Source organism: Chitinophaga sp. ARDCPP14 (assembly GCF_051362515.1).
Lineage (GTDB): Bacteria > Bacteroidota > Bacteroidia > Chitinophagales > Chitinophagaceae > Chitinophaga.
This window is the reverse complement of record NZ_JBKIXB010000004.1, coordinates 95667-112636: the sequence shown is the minus strand read 5'-3', so window position 1 is coordinate 112636 and position 16970 is coordinate 95667. Positions and strand designations below refer to the sequence as shown.

The 16970-nt window shown below is 49.2% G+C and carries 11 protein-coding genes; 8 read left to right on the top strand and 3 right to left on the bottom strand.

Going from position 1 to position 16970, the window contains the following annotated elements:
- From ACLHR0_RS12850 to ACLHR0_RS12820, 7 genes are all read left to right on the top strand, one after another.
- Window positions 1-2649 carry a GH116 family glycosyl-hydrolase gene (locus tag ACLHR0_RS12850; RefSeq protein ID WP_436487082.1) on the top strand — a complete coding sequence of 883 codons (2649 nt, stop codon included), beginning with the start codon at window positions 1-3 and terminating at the stop codon, window positions 2647-2649.
- Window positions 2650-2652: 3 nt separating this feature from the next.
- Complete coding sequence (locus tag ACLHR0_RS12845) at window positions 2653-3198, top strand: hypothetical protein (protein WP_436487080.1); 546 nt, start codon at window positions 2653-2655, stop codon at window positions 3196-3198.
- Between the two features lie 36 nt (window positions 3199-3234).
- Entirely contained in the window at window positions 3235-3792 is a 558-nt protein-coding gene (locus ACLHR0_RS12840) for a DUF1543 domain-containing protein (protein ID WP_436487078.1), read from the top strand.
- Window positions 3789-4328: a Crp/Fnr family transcriptional regulator gene (locus tag ACLHR0_RS12835; protein WP_429050735.1), complete on the top strand. Its 540-nt coding sequence runs from the start codon at window positions 3789-3791 to the stop codon at window positions 4326-4328. Before ACLHR0_RS12840 ends, ACLHR0_RS12835 begins: the two co-directional genes overlap by 4 nt.
- Window positions 4329-4397: 69 nt before the next feature.
- Window positions 4398-5348 (top strand): quinone oxidoreductase family protein, encoded by a 951-nt coding sequence (locus ACLHR0_RS12830; protein ID WP_436487076.1) that lies wholly within the window; start codon window positions 4398-4400, stop codon window positions 5346-5348.
- Between the two features lie 102 nt (window positions 5349-5450).
- Window positions 5451-6596 (top strand): redoxin domain-containing protein, encoded by a 1146-nt coding sequence (locus ACLHR0_RS12825; protein WP_436487074.1) that lies wholly within the window; start codon window positions 5451-5453, stop codon window positions 6594-6596.
- Window positions 6597-6793: 197 nt separating this feature from the next.
- Window positions 6794-9811, top strand: coding sequence for a PVC-type heme-binding CxxCH protein (locus tag ACLHR0_RS12820; RefSeq protein WP_436487072.1), 3018 nt, complete (start codon window positions 6794-6796; stop codon window positions 9809-9811).
- A gap of 14 nt (window positions 9812-9825) precedes the next feature.
- Here the strand turns inward: ACLHR0_RS12820 and ACLHR0_RS12815 are convergent, their stop codons facing one another.
- The 3 genes from ACLHR0_RS12815 to ACLHR0_RS12805 form a co-directional block, all read right to left on the bottom strand.
- A complete protein-coding gene (locus tag ACLHR0_RS12815) occupies window positions 9826-11088 on the bottom strand; it encodes an acetyl-CoA C-acetyltransferase (protein ID WP_436487070.1) in 1263 nt (420 codons plus the stop codon).
- Between the two features lie 63 nt (window positions 11089-11151).
- Window positions 11152-12129 (bottom strand): 2-hydroxyacid dehydrogenase, encoded by a 978-nt coding sequence (locus ACLHR0_RS12810; protein ID WP_429050730.1) that lies wholly within the window; start codon window positions 12127-12129, stop codon window positions 11152-11154.
- Window positions 12130-12133: 4 nt separating this feature from the next.
- Complete coding sequence (locus ACLHR0_RS12805; RefSeq protein ID WP_436487068.1) at window positions 12134-14641, bottom strand: cation-translocating P-type ATPase; 2508 nt, start codon at window positions 14639-14641, stop codon at window positions 12134-12136.
- 113 nt (window positions 14642-14754) lie between these two features.
- On the opposite strand from ACLHR0_RS12805, the gene ACLHR0_RS12800 reads away from it, so the two are divergent.
- Window positions 14755-16830: an alpha-N-acetylglucosaminidase gene (locus ACLHR0_RS12800; protein WP_436487067.1), complete on the top strand. Its 2076-nt coding sequence runs from the start codon at window positions 14755-14757 to the stop codon at window positions 16828-16830.
- Window positions 16831-16970: the final 140 nt, after the last annotated feature.

Sequence of the window (16970 nt, the reverse complement as noted above, 5' to 3'; positions counted from 1 at the left end):
ATGGGTATTGAACGCAGGAAATTTCTAAGAAATATTGGTTTAACAATGGCTGGCGCATTAACGGTGCGCCTGCCGGTGTTAGGCAGCGCTATGGCAGGAAGTGGCCGCTTATTGTTCACCCGGCAACCGGATGCCGCCTGGATCGCTTCCCTGTATGAACGTGGCAACGCTACCACTTATCTTAAAAGCAAAAATGAACTGCAATACATCGGTATGCCGGTGGGAGGTATTATGTGTGGCACGGTGTACCTCGGCGGTGATGGCCGCCTGTGGCTCTGGGACATTTTTAATAAAAACCAGGAAGGAATAGAACCCAAAGTGGTTAACTATAGCGCCAATGTGTTGGATGGTGGCAAAAAAGTACGCTCCAGGGATGGCGCCTGCTATATTGAGCCATCGAAAAATATCCGGCCGCTCGACCAGGGATTTGCGTTGCAGCTTACCTGGGGCAAACAAACCATTATCCGCCGGTTCGATGAAGAAAGCTGGCCTGAAATCAGTTTTGAAGCCACTTACCCGATGGCCACTATCCGTTATACAGATCCCGCGCTGCCGGTTGTTGTAACGCTGGAAGCATTCTCACCTTTTATTCCTTTGAATGAAGATGATTCCGGGTTGCCTGTAACCATTCTATCTTATAAAATAGAGAATAAGGATACCGTACCTGTTACTGCAACCGTTCTCGGATGGCTGGAAAATAAGACGGCTATTTATTCTGCCGGGGATGACCATGAACGCGTAAATACTACTGTGAAAGGAAAGAACTGGCAGGGCATTTATGAAACAGTACGTACTAAAAGCGGCAATGATGACGATTTTCAAAAACAGTACGACTATGGAAATTTTTGTATTGCTGCAGCAGGTAGTAAAGTAATGGTAAACCCGGCGATGCCCCCTGGTGAATTAACGGCCGCACATTTTTCCCTGATGTCTTCAAAGCAGGCAGTAAAAGGATTTGGGGAGAAGCTGACCGGCACCGTTGCCACCAGGCATACCATACTACCGGGCAAGAGTATACGTACTGATTTTGCGATCTCCTGGTATGCGGCCAATCTGCATTTTAAAGATATCCAGGGTGAGGGACGTTATTATGCCAATAAATTTACCGATGCATCGGCAGTAATGAAATACATGCAGGAAAATTATGCGCGCCTGGCCGGTGAAAGCCGCTTGTGGAAAGATACCTGGTACGATGCATCATTGCCATGGTGGTTTATGGAACGTACTTTTCTCAACATATCAACATTGGCAACCACCACGGCACACCGTTTCCGTTCCGGACGTTTTTATGCCTGGGAAGGCGTAGGCGCCTGCGAAGGTACCTGCACGCACGTATGGCAGTATGCGCAGGCCGTTGGACGTATCTTCCCGGCGCTGGAGCGCGACACGCGGCAACGGGTAGACCTCGGCATCGGCCAGATGCCTGATGGCGGCATCCTGTTCCGTGGAGAAGCAGAAAAGCGCCCGGCTATCGACGGACAAGCAGGCACCATATTGCGTATTTACCGCGAGCACCAGATGAGCAGGGATCATTCTTTCCTGCAACAAAACTGGCCGAATATAAAGAAGGCCACCCTGTTCCTGATCCGCCAGGACCGTAATAACGACGGCATGGAAGACACACCGATGGAGAATACACTGGATGCTGTTTGGGACGGGGAAATTGCCTGGATAGTAGGCCTGTGTATCGCCGCTGTTAAAGCCGCCGCACTCATGGCCGCAGAGGTAAATGACACCACCTTCGCTGCTATTTGCAACGACTATACGGAGAAAGGGAAACGGAACATGGAAACGCAGTTATTCAACGGCGAATATTTTATTCATCAGCCGGATAAGGTAAAGGGGAGGTCGGTGATCGGCTCTTACAATACCTGTCATATCGACCAGGTATATGGCCAGAGCTGGGCTTTCCAGGTAGGCATGGACCGGGTAATTGACCGTGAAAAAACATTGTCGGCTTTAAAGGCGCTGTATAAATATAATTTTAAGGCAGACGTGGGACCTTATATCGCCGCTCATCCCGGAGGCCGGCCCTATGCCCTCGCAGGCGAAGGAGGTATGATCCTGAATACGAATCCCCGCAATGAAGAATTTCCATTCGGCGTAAAGAATGCCTGGCAGCTCGGTTACTTTAATGAATGCATGAGCGGCTTTGAACACCAGGTAGCCGCGCATATGATGGCGGAAGGGATGACAGATGAAGCGCTTACACTTACCCGCGCCGTACACGACCGGTACCATGCAGCAAAGCGTAATCCGTTTAACGAAATTGAATGCAGTGATCACTATGCGCGGGCAATGGCCAGCTATGGTACTTTTATTACTGCCAGCGGATTCCGCTATCATGGTCCTAAAGGTTTTATCGCCTTTGCACCGGCTATAAACAAGGAGCATTTCAAAGCGCCTTTTGTCACCGCCGAAGGCTGGGGAACTTATACACAACAAGGGCGCAGGCATACACTGCAGCTGAAGTATGGTCAACTGCAAATAAATACACTGTGCTTGCAGCATACCGGCGCGAAGCAGGTATTGCTGGGAGATAAGAAAATACCCGCCACTTTCAAAGAAGAAAACGGCGCTGTAACTATTCAACTGTCCGCACCACTGCTGTTGAAGGCAGGCCAGCATTTTCATCTTACTATCGTATAATTTATGAAATCATATTTTCGTTTAGCCATAGCGGTTATATTGCTGTTTTCCTGTAAGATGGAAAACGGACCAGTAGCTGCTGTGGCAAAGCCATCGTGGCAACTGCAGCTGGATAGCCTGTTGCCGCTGCTGGGTCACCGTAACTGGATTATTATTGCCGATGAGGCGTTCCCGCTGCAGTCGTCGCCCGGAATGGTGTATATCAATACCGGTGCAGCGATGCCGGAAGTGGCACGTTATACGGTTCAAGGGCTGGATCGCAGTACACATGTTCAGCCAATCCTTTACATGGATAAAGAGTTGTTATATGTACCGGGCGCCGCTGCTTACCGCGATACGTTGCAACAGATTTTTAAAGGACAGTCCGTACAAACCTTACTGCATGATTCCGTTTTTTCTAAGATGGATAAAACAGCGGGACTGTTTAAAGTGGTGGTGCTGAAAACAAACAGCACACTGGCCTATTCTTCCGTTTTTATGAGCCTTGATTGCAAATACTGGAGCGCAGATAAAGAAAAACAGCTCCGGGAAGCCATGAACAGGAACTAAAAATGCTGTACCTTTCTTACTGCAAACAGTAAAAAAATGGCAGAGTTAAAATTGTTCATGGTGGTGTTGGGATGTTCGCTGGAAGGGCGTCATACCGAACAACACGATGTTTTTTTTGGAATCGGTCATCACCTGCGTGACCTGATTCCTGATATGAAGGCCTTCTGGCCGGAGGCCAAAGATAAACTTCACATTGATGGGTACCGGGAAGTGAATATGGTGGATAACCACCGGATCAGGGTAGTGGAGAAAAAGGAGCCCCTGAACCAGGAGATGCAATTATTTTTCCTGAACCTGGGCGGTTACAAGCCTGATGAAATGGAAGAATTTCATTACAAGATCCTCAGCGTGCAGAAAGACATCGGTGCATCAATACGGGCATCCAAACAAACGGCCTTTTACAAGCATACTTCATTTGGAGAAGCCACTTCACATGTGGATGATAAGTATGGCGTAGATGTGGATGATGTGCATACCGTAAAAGATATTTTACCGGCGCATCTCAAAGAAAGGTATACACTGGAGGTCAGCCCGGCAAATGGTGTGGCAGCAGATCCCATTTATCTCGGATATTTTCAGCTGCAACACTTATGAATGGATCTGAATACATTGATTGGTCGCGGTACCAGCACCTCTATGAAGATATCCGCGTACCTGCCAAGTCTGTTCTGCTGGAGGAAGGCAAAATATCCCGGTATGCTTATTTCATCATAGAAGGAGCGGTGCGCGTGTGGTTTAACAATAAAGGGAAAGATACCACCTTCCAGTTTTTCTTTGAGGGAGAAGGGGTGTCTTCTATTGAAAGTTTTCGTACCGGCCAGCCAAGTATGTGTACAATAGAAACTATTACTGCCGCCCGGCTCTATAAGATCTCGAAAGAAAACATGGACCTGGTAATTGATAGTATGCCGGGTTTCAGGTCGAAGATGGAAGAAATTACTTTCCAGCGTTTGCTGCGTTACGCTAAAATGTTCATATCCCAGATCCGTGACACGCCACAGGAGCGCTATGAGGCGCTGATACGTGAGCAACCGCACATCCTGCAAAGGGTTCCCCTGCAATACATAGCTTCCTATCTTGGCATTACCCCTGTATCCCTTAGCCGGATCAGGAATAAACTCCAGCGGTAATTTCTTAACAAATGTAAAGTGATCCTGTTTTTTCGTCGTGCACCTTTGTAACATAAAAACGCAAAGAAGATGAATGCAGCAATTGTAACACCCGGTCAGGCTCCTCAATATGGATATTTCGCCGATCCTGCCGCCGGAGAAAAAGAACAAATCATACAGGTAAAGGCCGCGGCCATACATCATGTAGTAAAGTCTATTGCAGCGGGAAAGCATTATTCTGCGGGTGGCGATCAGCCCTTTATTCCCGGTGTGGATGGTATAGGGCTGCTGGCAGACGGCTCCCGGGTATATTTCGGCGCCGTACGTAAGCCTTATGGCACTTTCGCAGAATTAAGCATTACCACCCCGGGCTGGCATATCCCGGTGCCGGATAACCTCACTGATGCCACTGCCGCCGCTATTTTTAATCCCGCTATGTCGTCGTGGATGGCATTAACCTACCGGGCTCAGTTGCAACAGGGGGAAACGGTATTGGTGCTAGGCGCTACCGGCACATCCGGTCAACTGGCAGTACAGGTGGCAAAATTGCTTGGAGCAGGCAAAGTAATTGCCGCCGGTCGCAATAAAGCCGTACTGGAAAAATTGCGCGGGCTTGGAGCGGATGAGTGCATCGCGTTGGATCAATCTCCCGAAAACCTGGTAAAAGCTTTTGCCACCCAACCTTATGATGTGGTATTGGATTACCTGTGGGGCGAGCCGGTGATGGCGCTTATCACGGCATTAATGACTAAAGGTATGGCGAAGGAAACACCGCGTACACGCCTCATACAGGTGGGTGCTATGGCAGGAGATCCTATTTCGCTCCCTTCCGGCGCATTGCGCAGTTCGCGGTTGGAGATCCTGGGAAGTGGTATTGGCAGCGTATCTATAGAAGCTATCTTTAAAATACTTCCCGAAATTATGAAGAATGCCGCCGAAGGGAAACTGCAGATTACTACTATAGAGATGCCCCTCAGTGAAATATCCGCTGCCTGGACGCGGGAAGTTCCCGGCGGCAGCAGGCTGGTACTCATTCCCTGAGTCACGCCGGTAAACATGGTTCATCGACCGCCTGTCATTAAGCATTTGAAGGGGCTGCCGCATTTTTATACTTTCGGGCAAAACCAACCAATCATTCATCGTATGAAAAAAATGATTCTCGGCTGCCTGGCAACAGTAGCCGTTTCAGGTGCATTTGCACAAAAGAAGTCTGTCATTACCGGTAAAATACCCGCGGCTTTTGACAAGGAGTACATCTACCTCTTCAATGTATCCGGTAACGGCTACAAAAAGCTGGATTCTGCCCTGATAGAAAAAGGCGCTTTCAAACTGCAGTATGAAGTAACCGATACTTTGGCGGCGATGCTAAGCGTAGCGACCAAAGCGGCAGATAAACCACTGCGTGGCAACCAGGCCCTGTACATTACGCCGAACGACAAGATGACCTTCACACTCAAAACGCTTGGTGAGACCAACGCATTGTCCGGTGCAGTGATCAAAGGTTCCGCCATTACCAAACAACAGCAGGAAATGGAGGCGGCGCTGGCGCCTGTTACAAAAGGTATGGATTCCCTCCGTGCTATCGGGCAGAAAATGATGATGCAGGCCGAGAGAGATACTACCGGTTATTATGCGCTGAGCATGGCTTTCAGAAAACTGGCAACAGAGAAAGATGCATTGCAGGAAAAGTTTATGCTCGCACACACCGATTATTATGTGAGCCTGGCGACCCTTTATGAAAACATGGGTGGCCGCGTGGAAGACGTGGAAGGTACGCAGCAACTGTTTAATAAATTTCCAGCGGCATTGCGGCAGTCAAGCCTCGGGCAAAAAGCAGCCGAACTGCTGAAAGCTTCTGCATTACTGGGAAAGAACCAGGTAGCTCCTGATTTTTCTGCTGCTACTCCTGATGGTAAAACGCTGAAGTTATCTGACCTGAGAGGTAAATATGTATTGCTTGATTTCTGGGCGAGCTGGTGTGGCCCCTGCCGCGCTGAAAATCCTAACGTGGTAAAAGCATACAATAAATTTAAAGATAAGAACTTTGATATCCTGGGCGTTTCACTCGACAGAACTGGTGATGAAGCAAAATGGACTGCTGCTATTGAAAAGGATGGTCTTGTATGGCATCATGTGAGCGATCTGAAATGGTGGAAAAGTGATATCGCGAAATTGTATATGATTCATTCCATTCCGCAGAATTTCCTGCTCGATCCGCAGGGGCGCATTATTGCTACTAATCTGAGGGGGGAAGCATTGGAAAAAGAACTGGAAAAAATACTGCACTAAGTTTTTAATCCTCATCTGTTTATTCATTTCCGGCATGGTATCTGCACTATACCTGCAACGAATTATTTATTCGGTGAAATGGATGACAATGGACCACCCGTCCCGGTTTCCCGGGACGGGTTTTTTTATGAAAAAAATGTGAATTATTTTATTACTTTTAATACGTGTTATATTGACATTTAATTATTTCCACGTATATGAAATACATTCACCGATTGTTATTTATGGTATCCGTTGCTATCAGCGCATGCCAATCCAATAAACCTGCGGCTATCCCGCCTGTACTAACGGAAGCGCAGCAACGCTTGCCTGAAAATGCCGTACACGGACTGAAAACACTTTCCGGCCTGGAAACAACCCTGTTTGCCAGTGAACCCAACATCATGAATCCCACCAACATGGATATTGATGAAAAGGGGCGGGTATGGATCACCGAGGCCTATAATTACCGCAATGAATTAAATCCCGGTCATCCCTACAAGGCTGCCGGTGACCGTATTATGATCCTGGAAGATCTTAACGGCGATGGTAAGGCAGACACTGCCAAAGTGTTTTACCAGGATACCTGCATTAATGCAGCATTAGGTATTTGCGTGCTGGGAAATAAAGTGATTGTGTCTTGCAGCCCGAACGTTTTTATTTTTACAGATACCAACGGAGATGATAAAGCGGATAAGAAGGAATTGCTTTTCCGCGGTATTGGCGGCATACAGCATGATCATGCCATCCACTCATTTACTTTTGGTCCTGATGGAAAACTGTATTTTAATTTCGGTAATGCCGGCGACAGCATACTTGATAAAAATGGAAACGTTATCCGTGATGCAGAGGGTAACCTTATCGCCAACAAGGGAAAGCCTTACCGGCAGGGAATGATTTTCCGCTGTAATGAAGATGGTAGCAACCTGGAAGTAATGGCGCATAATTTCCGCAACAACTACGAAGTGGCGGTGGATGCTTTTGGTAACATGTGGCAGAGTGATAACGATGACGATGGTAACAGGGGTGTTCGCATCAATTATATTCTTGAATACGGCAACTATGGTTATACGGATGAGATGACCGGCGCTGGCTGGTCATCCCGCCGTATGAATATGGAAGATTCTATTCCTTACCGGCACTGGCATCTCAATGATCCCGGTGTAGTGCCTAACCTGCTGCAAACCGGTTCAGGTTCACCTACCGGTATGGTGATCTATGAAGGCGACCTGTTGCCCGCTCCTTTCCGTAACCAGATGATCCACGGAGAGCCCGGCCATAATGTGGTGAGATCCTATCCTGTAAAAAAATACGGTGCCGGCTATACGGCCACCATTGAAAATATCCTGGAAAGCGGTTCCGATCAGTGGTTCCGGCCATCAGATGTATGTGTGGCACCGGATGGTTCCCTGTTTGTAGCCGATTGGTATGATCCAGGTGTTGGTGGTCACCAGGTAGGCGACCTGAACAGGGGACGGGTATTTCGTATAGCCCCGCCCGGTAGCCAGTATAAAGTAAAGCCACCGGTGCTCAACACCGCGGCCGATGCCATTACTGCATTGAAGAATCCTAATCTCAGTACCCGTTATCTTGCCTGGACGAAACTGTCCGGCATGGGTGCAGCCGCAGAAAAGGAGTTGCAGCAACTGTATGCCAGTGATAACTCCCGCTACCGCGCCCGCGCCCTGTGGCTGCTCAGCAGGCTGCCTAACGGCAACGGGTATGTGCAAACGGCGCTGAAAGATAAAGATGAAGATATCCGCATTACCGCCATCCGCGCTGCCAAAGAAACCGGCGTATCCTATGGCAATCTGCTGGTGGCAGATACTTCTGCCGCTGTGCGCCGCCAGTTATTGCTGGCCATGCATCATAGCCGCGAAAAAGACATGCCGGCCAACTGGGCACTGCTCGCTGCACAATACAACGGGAAAGACAGGTGGTACCTGGAAGCACTGGGCATCGCGGCAGATGGCAACTGGGACGCCTGCTTCAACGAGTGGCGGAAATTGCCACCGAATACAAAAAATCCCGCAGCAGACCACGATATTATCTGGCGCGCCAGAACACCGGCAGCACTACCGTTGTTAGCGGCGCTGATCCTGGAACCGGGTACAGATCCCCTGCAAAACAAACGTTATTTCCGCGCATTCGATTTCTATCCCGCCGCAGAAAGCACGCCGGTGCTGCTGGGATTACTGAAAGGCCAGCACCCGCAACAAGCCTATATCAATGCACTGGCATTTATACAACTGGATGCGAAAGCAGTGCCCAAAACACGGGATATTGAAGTCCTGCTCCGCAACAGCCTGAGTGCATTTAAAGGACATATGGAGTTCATCGACCTCGTGTTAAAGTATCATGTCCGTGATCAGAATGAAGCGCTTTTGCAGATGGTGCTGGAATCAAAACGCGACGACATTCAGGGATACGCCATGAAAACCCTCCTGCAATGCGGCGGCCAGCCGCTGGTAATCAAAGCCATTTCGAAAAAGGATTCAGTATCCGGCGTTATATTGATAAACGCCATTGGCAAAGCGCAGGATCGCACCAACCGTGCGTTACTTGCTTCACTGATGCGTAACAACATATACCCTTTAACGTTACGGCAGCAGGCGACCCGCAATCTCGGTCATGGATGGGACGGATTTGCAGATCTGTGGAATATGGTAGAAGGCAAATCACTTCCTGCCGACCTGGATACGGTGGCCAGGGCAGTACTCACCAACGCATGGCGGCAAGACATCAAGGCCAAAGCTGTAGCCTATTATGAGCCTGCAGCCGTACACCACGTGCTGCTGCCTGTAGATAAGCTGGTAGCCTTGCCGGGCAACATCTCCGGAGGAAAAAAAGTATTTAATAATTATTGTGCTACCTGTCACCTGGATGGAAACTCCGGTGTGAACTTTGGTCCTGCTTTAACAGAAATTGGCAGCAAGCTTACCAAAAGCGCTATCTACGACGCCATCATTGAACCGGATGCCGGCATCAGCTTTGGCTTTGAAGGCTATTTCTTTAAACTGAAAGATGGCTCACAGGTGTTGGGCTATGTTGCAGGGGAAACAAAAGACGAAGTGGATGTGCGTACGGCGGGTGGCCAGGGTGTAAAACTGCAGAAGAGCACCATCGTATCGCGGAAAGCATATGAACACTCCCTGATGCCTACCGGCCTTGCTACGGCCATGCCGCAGCAGGAACTGGTGGACCTGGTTACCTACCTGGCATCGTTAAAAAAGTAAGGAGGAATTGATGCTTATCTTTCCAGGATAGCCGTTACGCCCATGCCGCCGGCGGTGCAGATAGAAATCAATGCCCGGCCACTGCCCCGTTGTTGCAATATCTTAGCGGTTTGGGCAACTATGCGGGCGCCGGTGGCTGCAAAGGGATGGCCAATAGCTACGCTGCCGCCTTTGGTATTTAATTTGTTTCGATCGATGCTTCCGAGCGGCGTATCCCATCCGAGTTTTTTGCAATAAGCGGCATCTTCCCATGCCTTCAGCGTGCACAATACCTGCCCGCTGAAGGCTTCATGGATTTCATAAACATCAAAATCCTGGAGCTTCAGGTGATTGCGTTTCAGCATGCGTGCCACAGCATAGGTGGGCGCCATTAGCAGGCCTTCACCGTTCACATAGTCCACGGCAGCAGTTTCTGCATCCACGAGGTGCGCCAGTACCGGCCAGTTCTGCTGCTGGGCAAACTCTTCGGAGGCCATCAGCAAAGCAGCCGCGCCATCGGTGTATAAAGTGCTGTTACCTGCTGTTAAGGAACCTTTGCCGCTGAAGTCGAAAGCCGGCTTCAGTGCAGCCAGTTTCTCCGGCGTGGTATCTGCCCGCACAATAGTGTCTCTTTTTACACCCTTGTAAGGAATAATGAGGTCATTGAAGAAGCCTTCCTCATACGCCTTTGCGGCATTCATATGGCTTTGGTATGCCAGCGCGTCCTGTTCTTCCCGTGTAATTCCCCATTCTTTCACCATCTTTTCAGTATGTTGGCCCATCGATAATCCCGTTCTCGGTTCTACGATGGAAGGGTATAATGGTTTCAAATCCTTGAAGCGGATGGAGGCGAGTATTTTTAACCGTTGGGAAAAGGTTTTGGCAGCGCGCAGGTCAGCCAGCTTCCATGCGAGCTGTTGTTGAAACAGCAATGGGATATCACTGTTGGTATCGCTGCCGCCGCTGATGGCGGTATCTATTTGTCCGCAGCCAATACGGAGTCCCAGCTGTATAGTGGTATCCAGGCTGGTGCCACAGGCTCTTAGTACGCCATAGGCGGGCGTATGCGGGTCCAGGGAAGTGCCCAGTACACATTCCCTGGCGAAGTTCCAATCTGTGGAGCGGTTCAGTAATGCGCCCAGCGCCACTTCTCCCAGCCGTTTCCCGGAAAGCTGGTATTTGTCCACCAATGCACTCAGTACCGTGGTCAACATTTCCTGGTTGCTGATATGGTTATACTCTTTAAAGGATCTTACGAAAGGGACACGTAATCCGCCAATGATAGCGACCTTTTTCATGCTGCTGTGCTTTAACTAAAGTTACTGAATTGTACCAGCCCAACAATCAACCGCGGTATTTGTTTACAGGTCATAAATATGATTCACCGGGTTCGGCACCGGCTGGCCGGTTAACGCAGCAATTACATTCTGTGCAGCGATCCTGGACATGGCGTTCCGGGTTTCCAGTGTGGCGGAGCCGATGTGCGGCAGTACTGCTACAGTAGGCATTTCCAGCAGTGGATTATCCGGTTGCATGGGTTCGGGATTGGTAACATCCAGTCCGGCGCCCCATATTTCTCCTTCGCGTAAAGCGGCAATGAGGTCTGTTTCATTGTGGATGCCTCCACGCGCCGCATTAATGAAAATGGCAGTGGACTTCATTTTGCGGAAGGCTTCCCGGTTAAATTTCTCTTTTGTTTCCGGTGTAAGAGAGGTATGTATGCTGATAACATCGCTTTGTTGCAACAGCTCATCAAAAGTTACAAAGGTGGCATCCAGTTCTTTTTCGGCGGCTTCATTGCGGTGCCGGTTACAGTAAATTATTTTCATGCCAAAAGCAGCCTTGCAGCGTTTAGCCATTACCGTGCCTATATTGCCCAGGCCCCATATGCCCAGTGTTTTCCCTTCTATGTCGGTACCGAGGTTGGCGGTAGGAGTAGAAAATCCCCATTCGCCTTTTAAAATTCTTTTATGTTGATAAAACGCTTTACGAGCCACGGAGAGCATCAGTAAAAAAGCGGTGTCGGCGGTGGCATTACTTAATACGCCAGGTGTGTTGGTGATCTGTAAGCCTAGCTCTGTAGCGGCTTTCAGATCTACGTTGTCGTACCCTACGGATAAAAGACTGATCACTTTCAGGTGCCGGCATTGTTCTAAAAATGCCCGGTCCAGTTTTTCACCACCAGCGAAAAGCAAGGCGTCACTGTTTTTGCAATACTGCACTCTTTGCGCAGCTGTCATCTCCTTTTCTTCCGACCACTGTGTAACGGTAAAGCCTGCACGTTGCAGGAGTGATAATCCTTCTTCCGGAATAATCCTTGTTGTAAATACCTTCATCATATCATCAGTTTAAATTGCGCTGAAATTTTCTCTTCCCCAGTTTCCATATTTCAAACCATAGTACCGATGCTGCGCTGATAGCGGTGCACAGCAGCAGTTCATACGGTGAAAGACCGGTAATACTGAAGAACCTTGCCACCGGCGGAATATATAGCATTGCTGCCAGCAGCAGCAGGGTGATACCAATTACGGCAACCATCAGTTTGTTCCGGTTGCGCATGCTGTGTATAAAAGAATAATAGAACGAACGGTTAACTAAGGTAAGAAAAATATTTGCGAGCACCAGTGTGGTAAACACCATGCTGCGGGTGAGCAGTTCTCCCGCATCCTGCGCCACGCTCCACTGGTAGGCTGTTAACACGCCTGCGGTAATGATCAGGCCCTGCAGGATGCTGATATTCATTTCCCGGAAAGAGAGAAAAGTTTGGGTAATGGGCCGGGGTGGTTGCAACATTGCGTTTTCCTCTATCGGTTCATTCTCATATACAATAGAACAGGTGGGGCCCATAATTACTTCCAGGAAGATGACATGCACAGGTGTAAATATATTGGGATAAATCCAGCCGAGGAACAGCGGAAGCGATACCGTGAGTATGATAGGAATATGAATAGAGATGATATACTGTACCGCCTTTTTTATATTGGTATAAATTCTCCGTCCCATTGCAATGGCATCCACCATGTTACTGAGGTCATCATTCACCAGGATGAGCGCTGCGGCCTGTTTGGCAATTTCTGTTCCTTTTTTGCCCATGGCAATACCAATGTGAGCGGCCTTCAGCGCAGGGCCGTCGTTTACACCGTCGCCGGTCATGGCCACCACTTCATTATCTGCCTTTAAGGCATTGATAGCCGCCAGTTTTGCTTCGGGGAACATGCGGGTGAAAATGTTGACGGACTGCAATGTTTGCTGCATCTTTTTTTCATTCATCTGCATCAGGGTATCACCATTCACGGCTTCATCTGCCTGCTGCAAGCCCGCTTGCCTTGCAATGGCGCGGGTGGTAACGGCGTTATCACCGGTAATGATCTTCACCTTAATACCGGCCTGGTAAAACTGGCGGAACACCTCACTGATATTGCTTTTGGGAGGATCGTAGAAAGCCAGCAAACCGGTAAAAAAAAACGGCAGCTCCTGTTGAGTGGCGGGGTAATTGTTGCCGGTAAAATCAGAAGTGGCTACTCCCAATACCCGGTAGCCTTTTGCCGCCAGTATGTTTACCTGGTCGAGGATCATTTGTTTTTCTTTTTCCGGGAGATTGGAAACCTGCAATATTGCTTCCGGCGCTCCTTTCGCTGCCACGAGGCGTTTGCCGGCAGCATTCTCAAAAATATGCGTCATCATAGGCGGCTTGCCTTCCAGCGGGTATTCATGTACCATGGTGTAATTGGTACGCTCATCCAGCGGCGTCATTTCTTCGTATAGCCGGTGCAGTGTTTTCTCCATGGGGTCAAAAGGTACCGGCTCACTGGCCCACATCGCGGTGCTGATCAGCACTGACGGAAAATGGCCTGTTTCATATAGCGTATAGTCGGTGCCGTTATATACCGCCTGCAAACTCATTTTGTTTTCAGTAATGGTACCTGTTTTATCGGTGCAGATAACGGTAGCACTGCCCAGCGCTTCTACCGTACGGATCTTTTTTACAATGATTCCCATCTGCATGAGTCGCCTGGAACCCAGTGCCATAAAGGTGGTGAATGCTACCGGTATTTCTTCCGGTAAAACCGACATGGCCAGGGTTAATCCTTTCAGCAAGCTGTCGGTAAGACTGCCACTGCGGATATAATTAAACAACCATACCGCCAGGAAAACGATGGCCCCGGCCACGGCCATCCATTTTACAAACTGCCGGATTTGTAATTGCAGTGGTGTTGTTTCTTCTTTGATATTAAGGATGGCTTCCCCCAGCTGGCCGATTTTTGTTTGCGCGCCTACTTCCTGTACTTCACAGATGGCCAGTCCGGATGCCACTACCGTGCCGCTGTACACTTTGTTATCTTCACTGTCGCTTTGCTTGAATACGGCGTAAGCCTCGCCGGTGAGCGCGGATTCGTTGACGGAAAAGTCATTGCTGTGTACAATCATACCATCGGCATTGATCGTATTACCTTCAGATACCAGCATCATATCTCCCTTTACAATTTCGCTGGTGGGTAAACTTTTCAATTCTCCGTTGCGGATAACCTTGCTGAGGGGCTCATTCATTTTCTCCAGCGCCTCCAGCGCTTTGCGGCTGCGGCTATCCTGGTAAAATGAAATGCCTGATACCAGCGCAATGGCCGCCAGCATAAAATAGGCTTCGCCAAGTTCACCCATCACAAAGTAAATAGCCGTTACTGCTATCAGCAATACCAGCATGGGTTCTTCCATGATTTCTTTTAATACGGCTTTCAGCGGACTGGTAACAGGTTCCGGAGGAATATTACTGCCATATTGTTGTCTTGAAGCGGTAACGGCTGCTTCATCTAAACCTTTGATATGCTCCGGTAAATTGATCTGTCCAGCCATGCAGGGTTGTTTTGGTGAAAAGAGGTCTGTTAAATTTACGAATTATGAATTAAGGATCTGGAATTCATAATTTTTTACCATCTTTAAAGATTGATTGATCTAACAGTGAACCAATGAAAAATAAGAAACTGCTGGCAGCGCTGCTGCTATGCTTGTCTGCGTCTGTTTTTGCGCAGGATTATCCCGCTGTGAAACAACTGGCACAACGCCGAGTACCGTGGCTGGCTGATAAGCTGGTATTGAAAAGTATCCCCGCGGAAAACGGCAAAGATGTATTTGAAATCACCACCCCCGGCAAAGAAGTAAGGATCACGGCTTCCAGCCCCAGCGCCGCTGCAGCAGGCCTCAACTGGTACCTGAAGTATTATTGTCACCGTTCCATGTCGCACATGGGCGATAACCTGGCGCCGGTATCCCCGCTGCCCTCCATAAAGGACAAAGTACACATCAATACCTCCTACGATTACCGTTATGCGCTCAATTATTGCACCATCAGCTATACGATGAGCTTCTACAGCTGGAAAGACTGGGAGCATGAACTGGACTGGATGGCGCTTAATGGCGTAAACGTAATGCTCGCTACCATGGGTACGGAAGCGGTGTGGCAGCATACGCTGGAGCGGCTAGGATACAGCAGCGACGAGGCCCGTAAGTTTGTGGCAGGTCCGGGATTCACTGCGTGGTGGCTCATGGGCAACCTCGAAGGATGGGGCGGGCCGGTTACCCAGCAAATGATCGATCAGCAAACAACATTGGAGAAGCAGGTGCTTACCCGTATGCAGGGACTCGGTATTGCCCCTGTGATGCAGGGCTTTTATGGAATGATCCCTGTAAGCCTGAAGGAGAAAATGAAGATCAGGGTAGTGGAACAAGGCAAATGGGCGGGTGGCTTCCAACGCCCGGATTTCCTGGCGCCCGGAGATAGTGCCTTTACCAAAATAGCCGGTATTTATTATGAAGAGATGAAAGAGCTCTACGGCAGCAATATCCGCTTCTTTGCCGGTGATCCCTTTCATGAAGGAGGGATCAGTAAAGGGGTAGATGTAACCGCCGCCGCCCGTACTATTCAGCAAACCATGTTACAGCATTTCCCGGGTAGCACCTGGGTGTTGCAGGGATGGCAGGCCAATCCCTCGGGCGCACTGCTGGCAGGACTTGATAAATCGAAAGTGCTGGTGCAGGAACTTTTTGGAGAAAATACGGCCAACTGGGAAACCCGCAAAGGATATGAAGGCACGCCCTTTATCTGGTGCAGTGTTACCAACTTCGGGGAAAAGTCCGGGCTCTATGGTAAGCTGCAGCGCTTTGCAGATGAAACATGGCGCGCGGCGCACAGTCCGTATGCTGCCCGGTTCAAAGGAGTAGGTATTATGCCGGAAGGAATCCACAACAACCCGGTGATCTATGACCTGATGTTGGAACTGGCCTGGCATTCGGAGAAAACAGACATAGAGGAATGGATAAAATCATATGTACGTTACCGTTATGGCAGCGATAACGCGCAGTTGCAGGCTGCGTGGCAGGGATTGATTGCTACCGCTTACAGCAGCTTTCCGCAATACCAGGAAGGCCCCAATGAGTCGGTATTCTGTGCAAGGCCCACGCTGGAAGACAAGCCCGTGTCATCCTGGGGTACGCGCAAGCGGAACTATGATACCCGGCAATTTGCCGAAGCGGTAGCGGAGTTCATGAAGGCAGCGCCCAAAATGAAGGATAACGCTACCTATGAAATTGACGCCATTGATTTCCAGCGCCAGGTAACCGCCAACCAGGGCGAAGAGGTATTTGCCGGTATGGTGGCTGCCTACCGGAAAAAAGACCTGGCAGCATTTAAACAAACATCCAACGCTTTCCTCGCGCTCATAAAGCAGCAAGACCTGTTGCTGAGTGGCAGCCGTCATTTCAGGCTGGATACCTGGATAACCGCAGCGCAGAGTATGGGACAAACACCCGCTGAAAAAGCCCTGCTGGTAAAGAATGCCAAAACACAGATTACTTATTGGGGGCCGGACAACCCGGAAACAGATCTGCATGATTATGCCAACAAGGAATGGGGTGGTTTGATGCGGAATTTTTATCTCCCCCGCTGGAAAATGTATATTACTTATCTCACTGCGCAGTTAGAAGGGAAGCCGGCCGCCGCGCCTGATTTCTTCCAGTGGGAAAAACAATGGACGATGCAGCCATAGCGTATTTGCCGGCGTTCGAAAATGAACATATTCCATACGAAAGTGAACATTGTCTATCGGGTGCTTAATTATAAGGAACTGATAACCAAAGGTGCCGGATTCCGGCACCTTTTTTATAAGTATGTTTCAAATCTCACCGC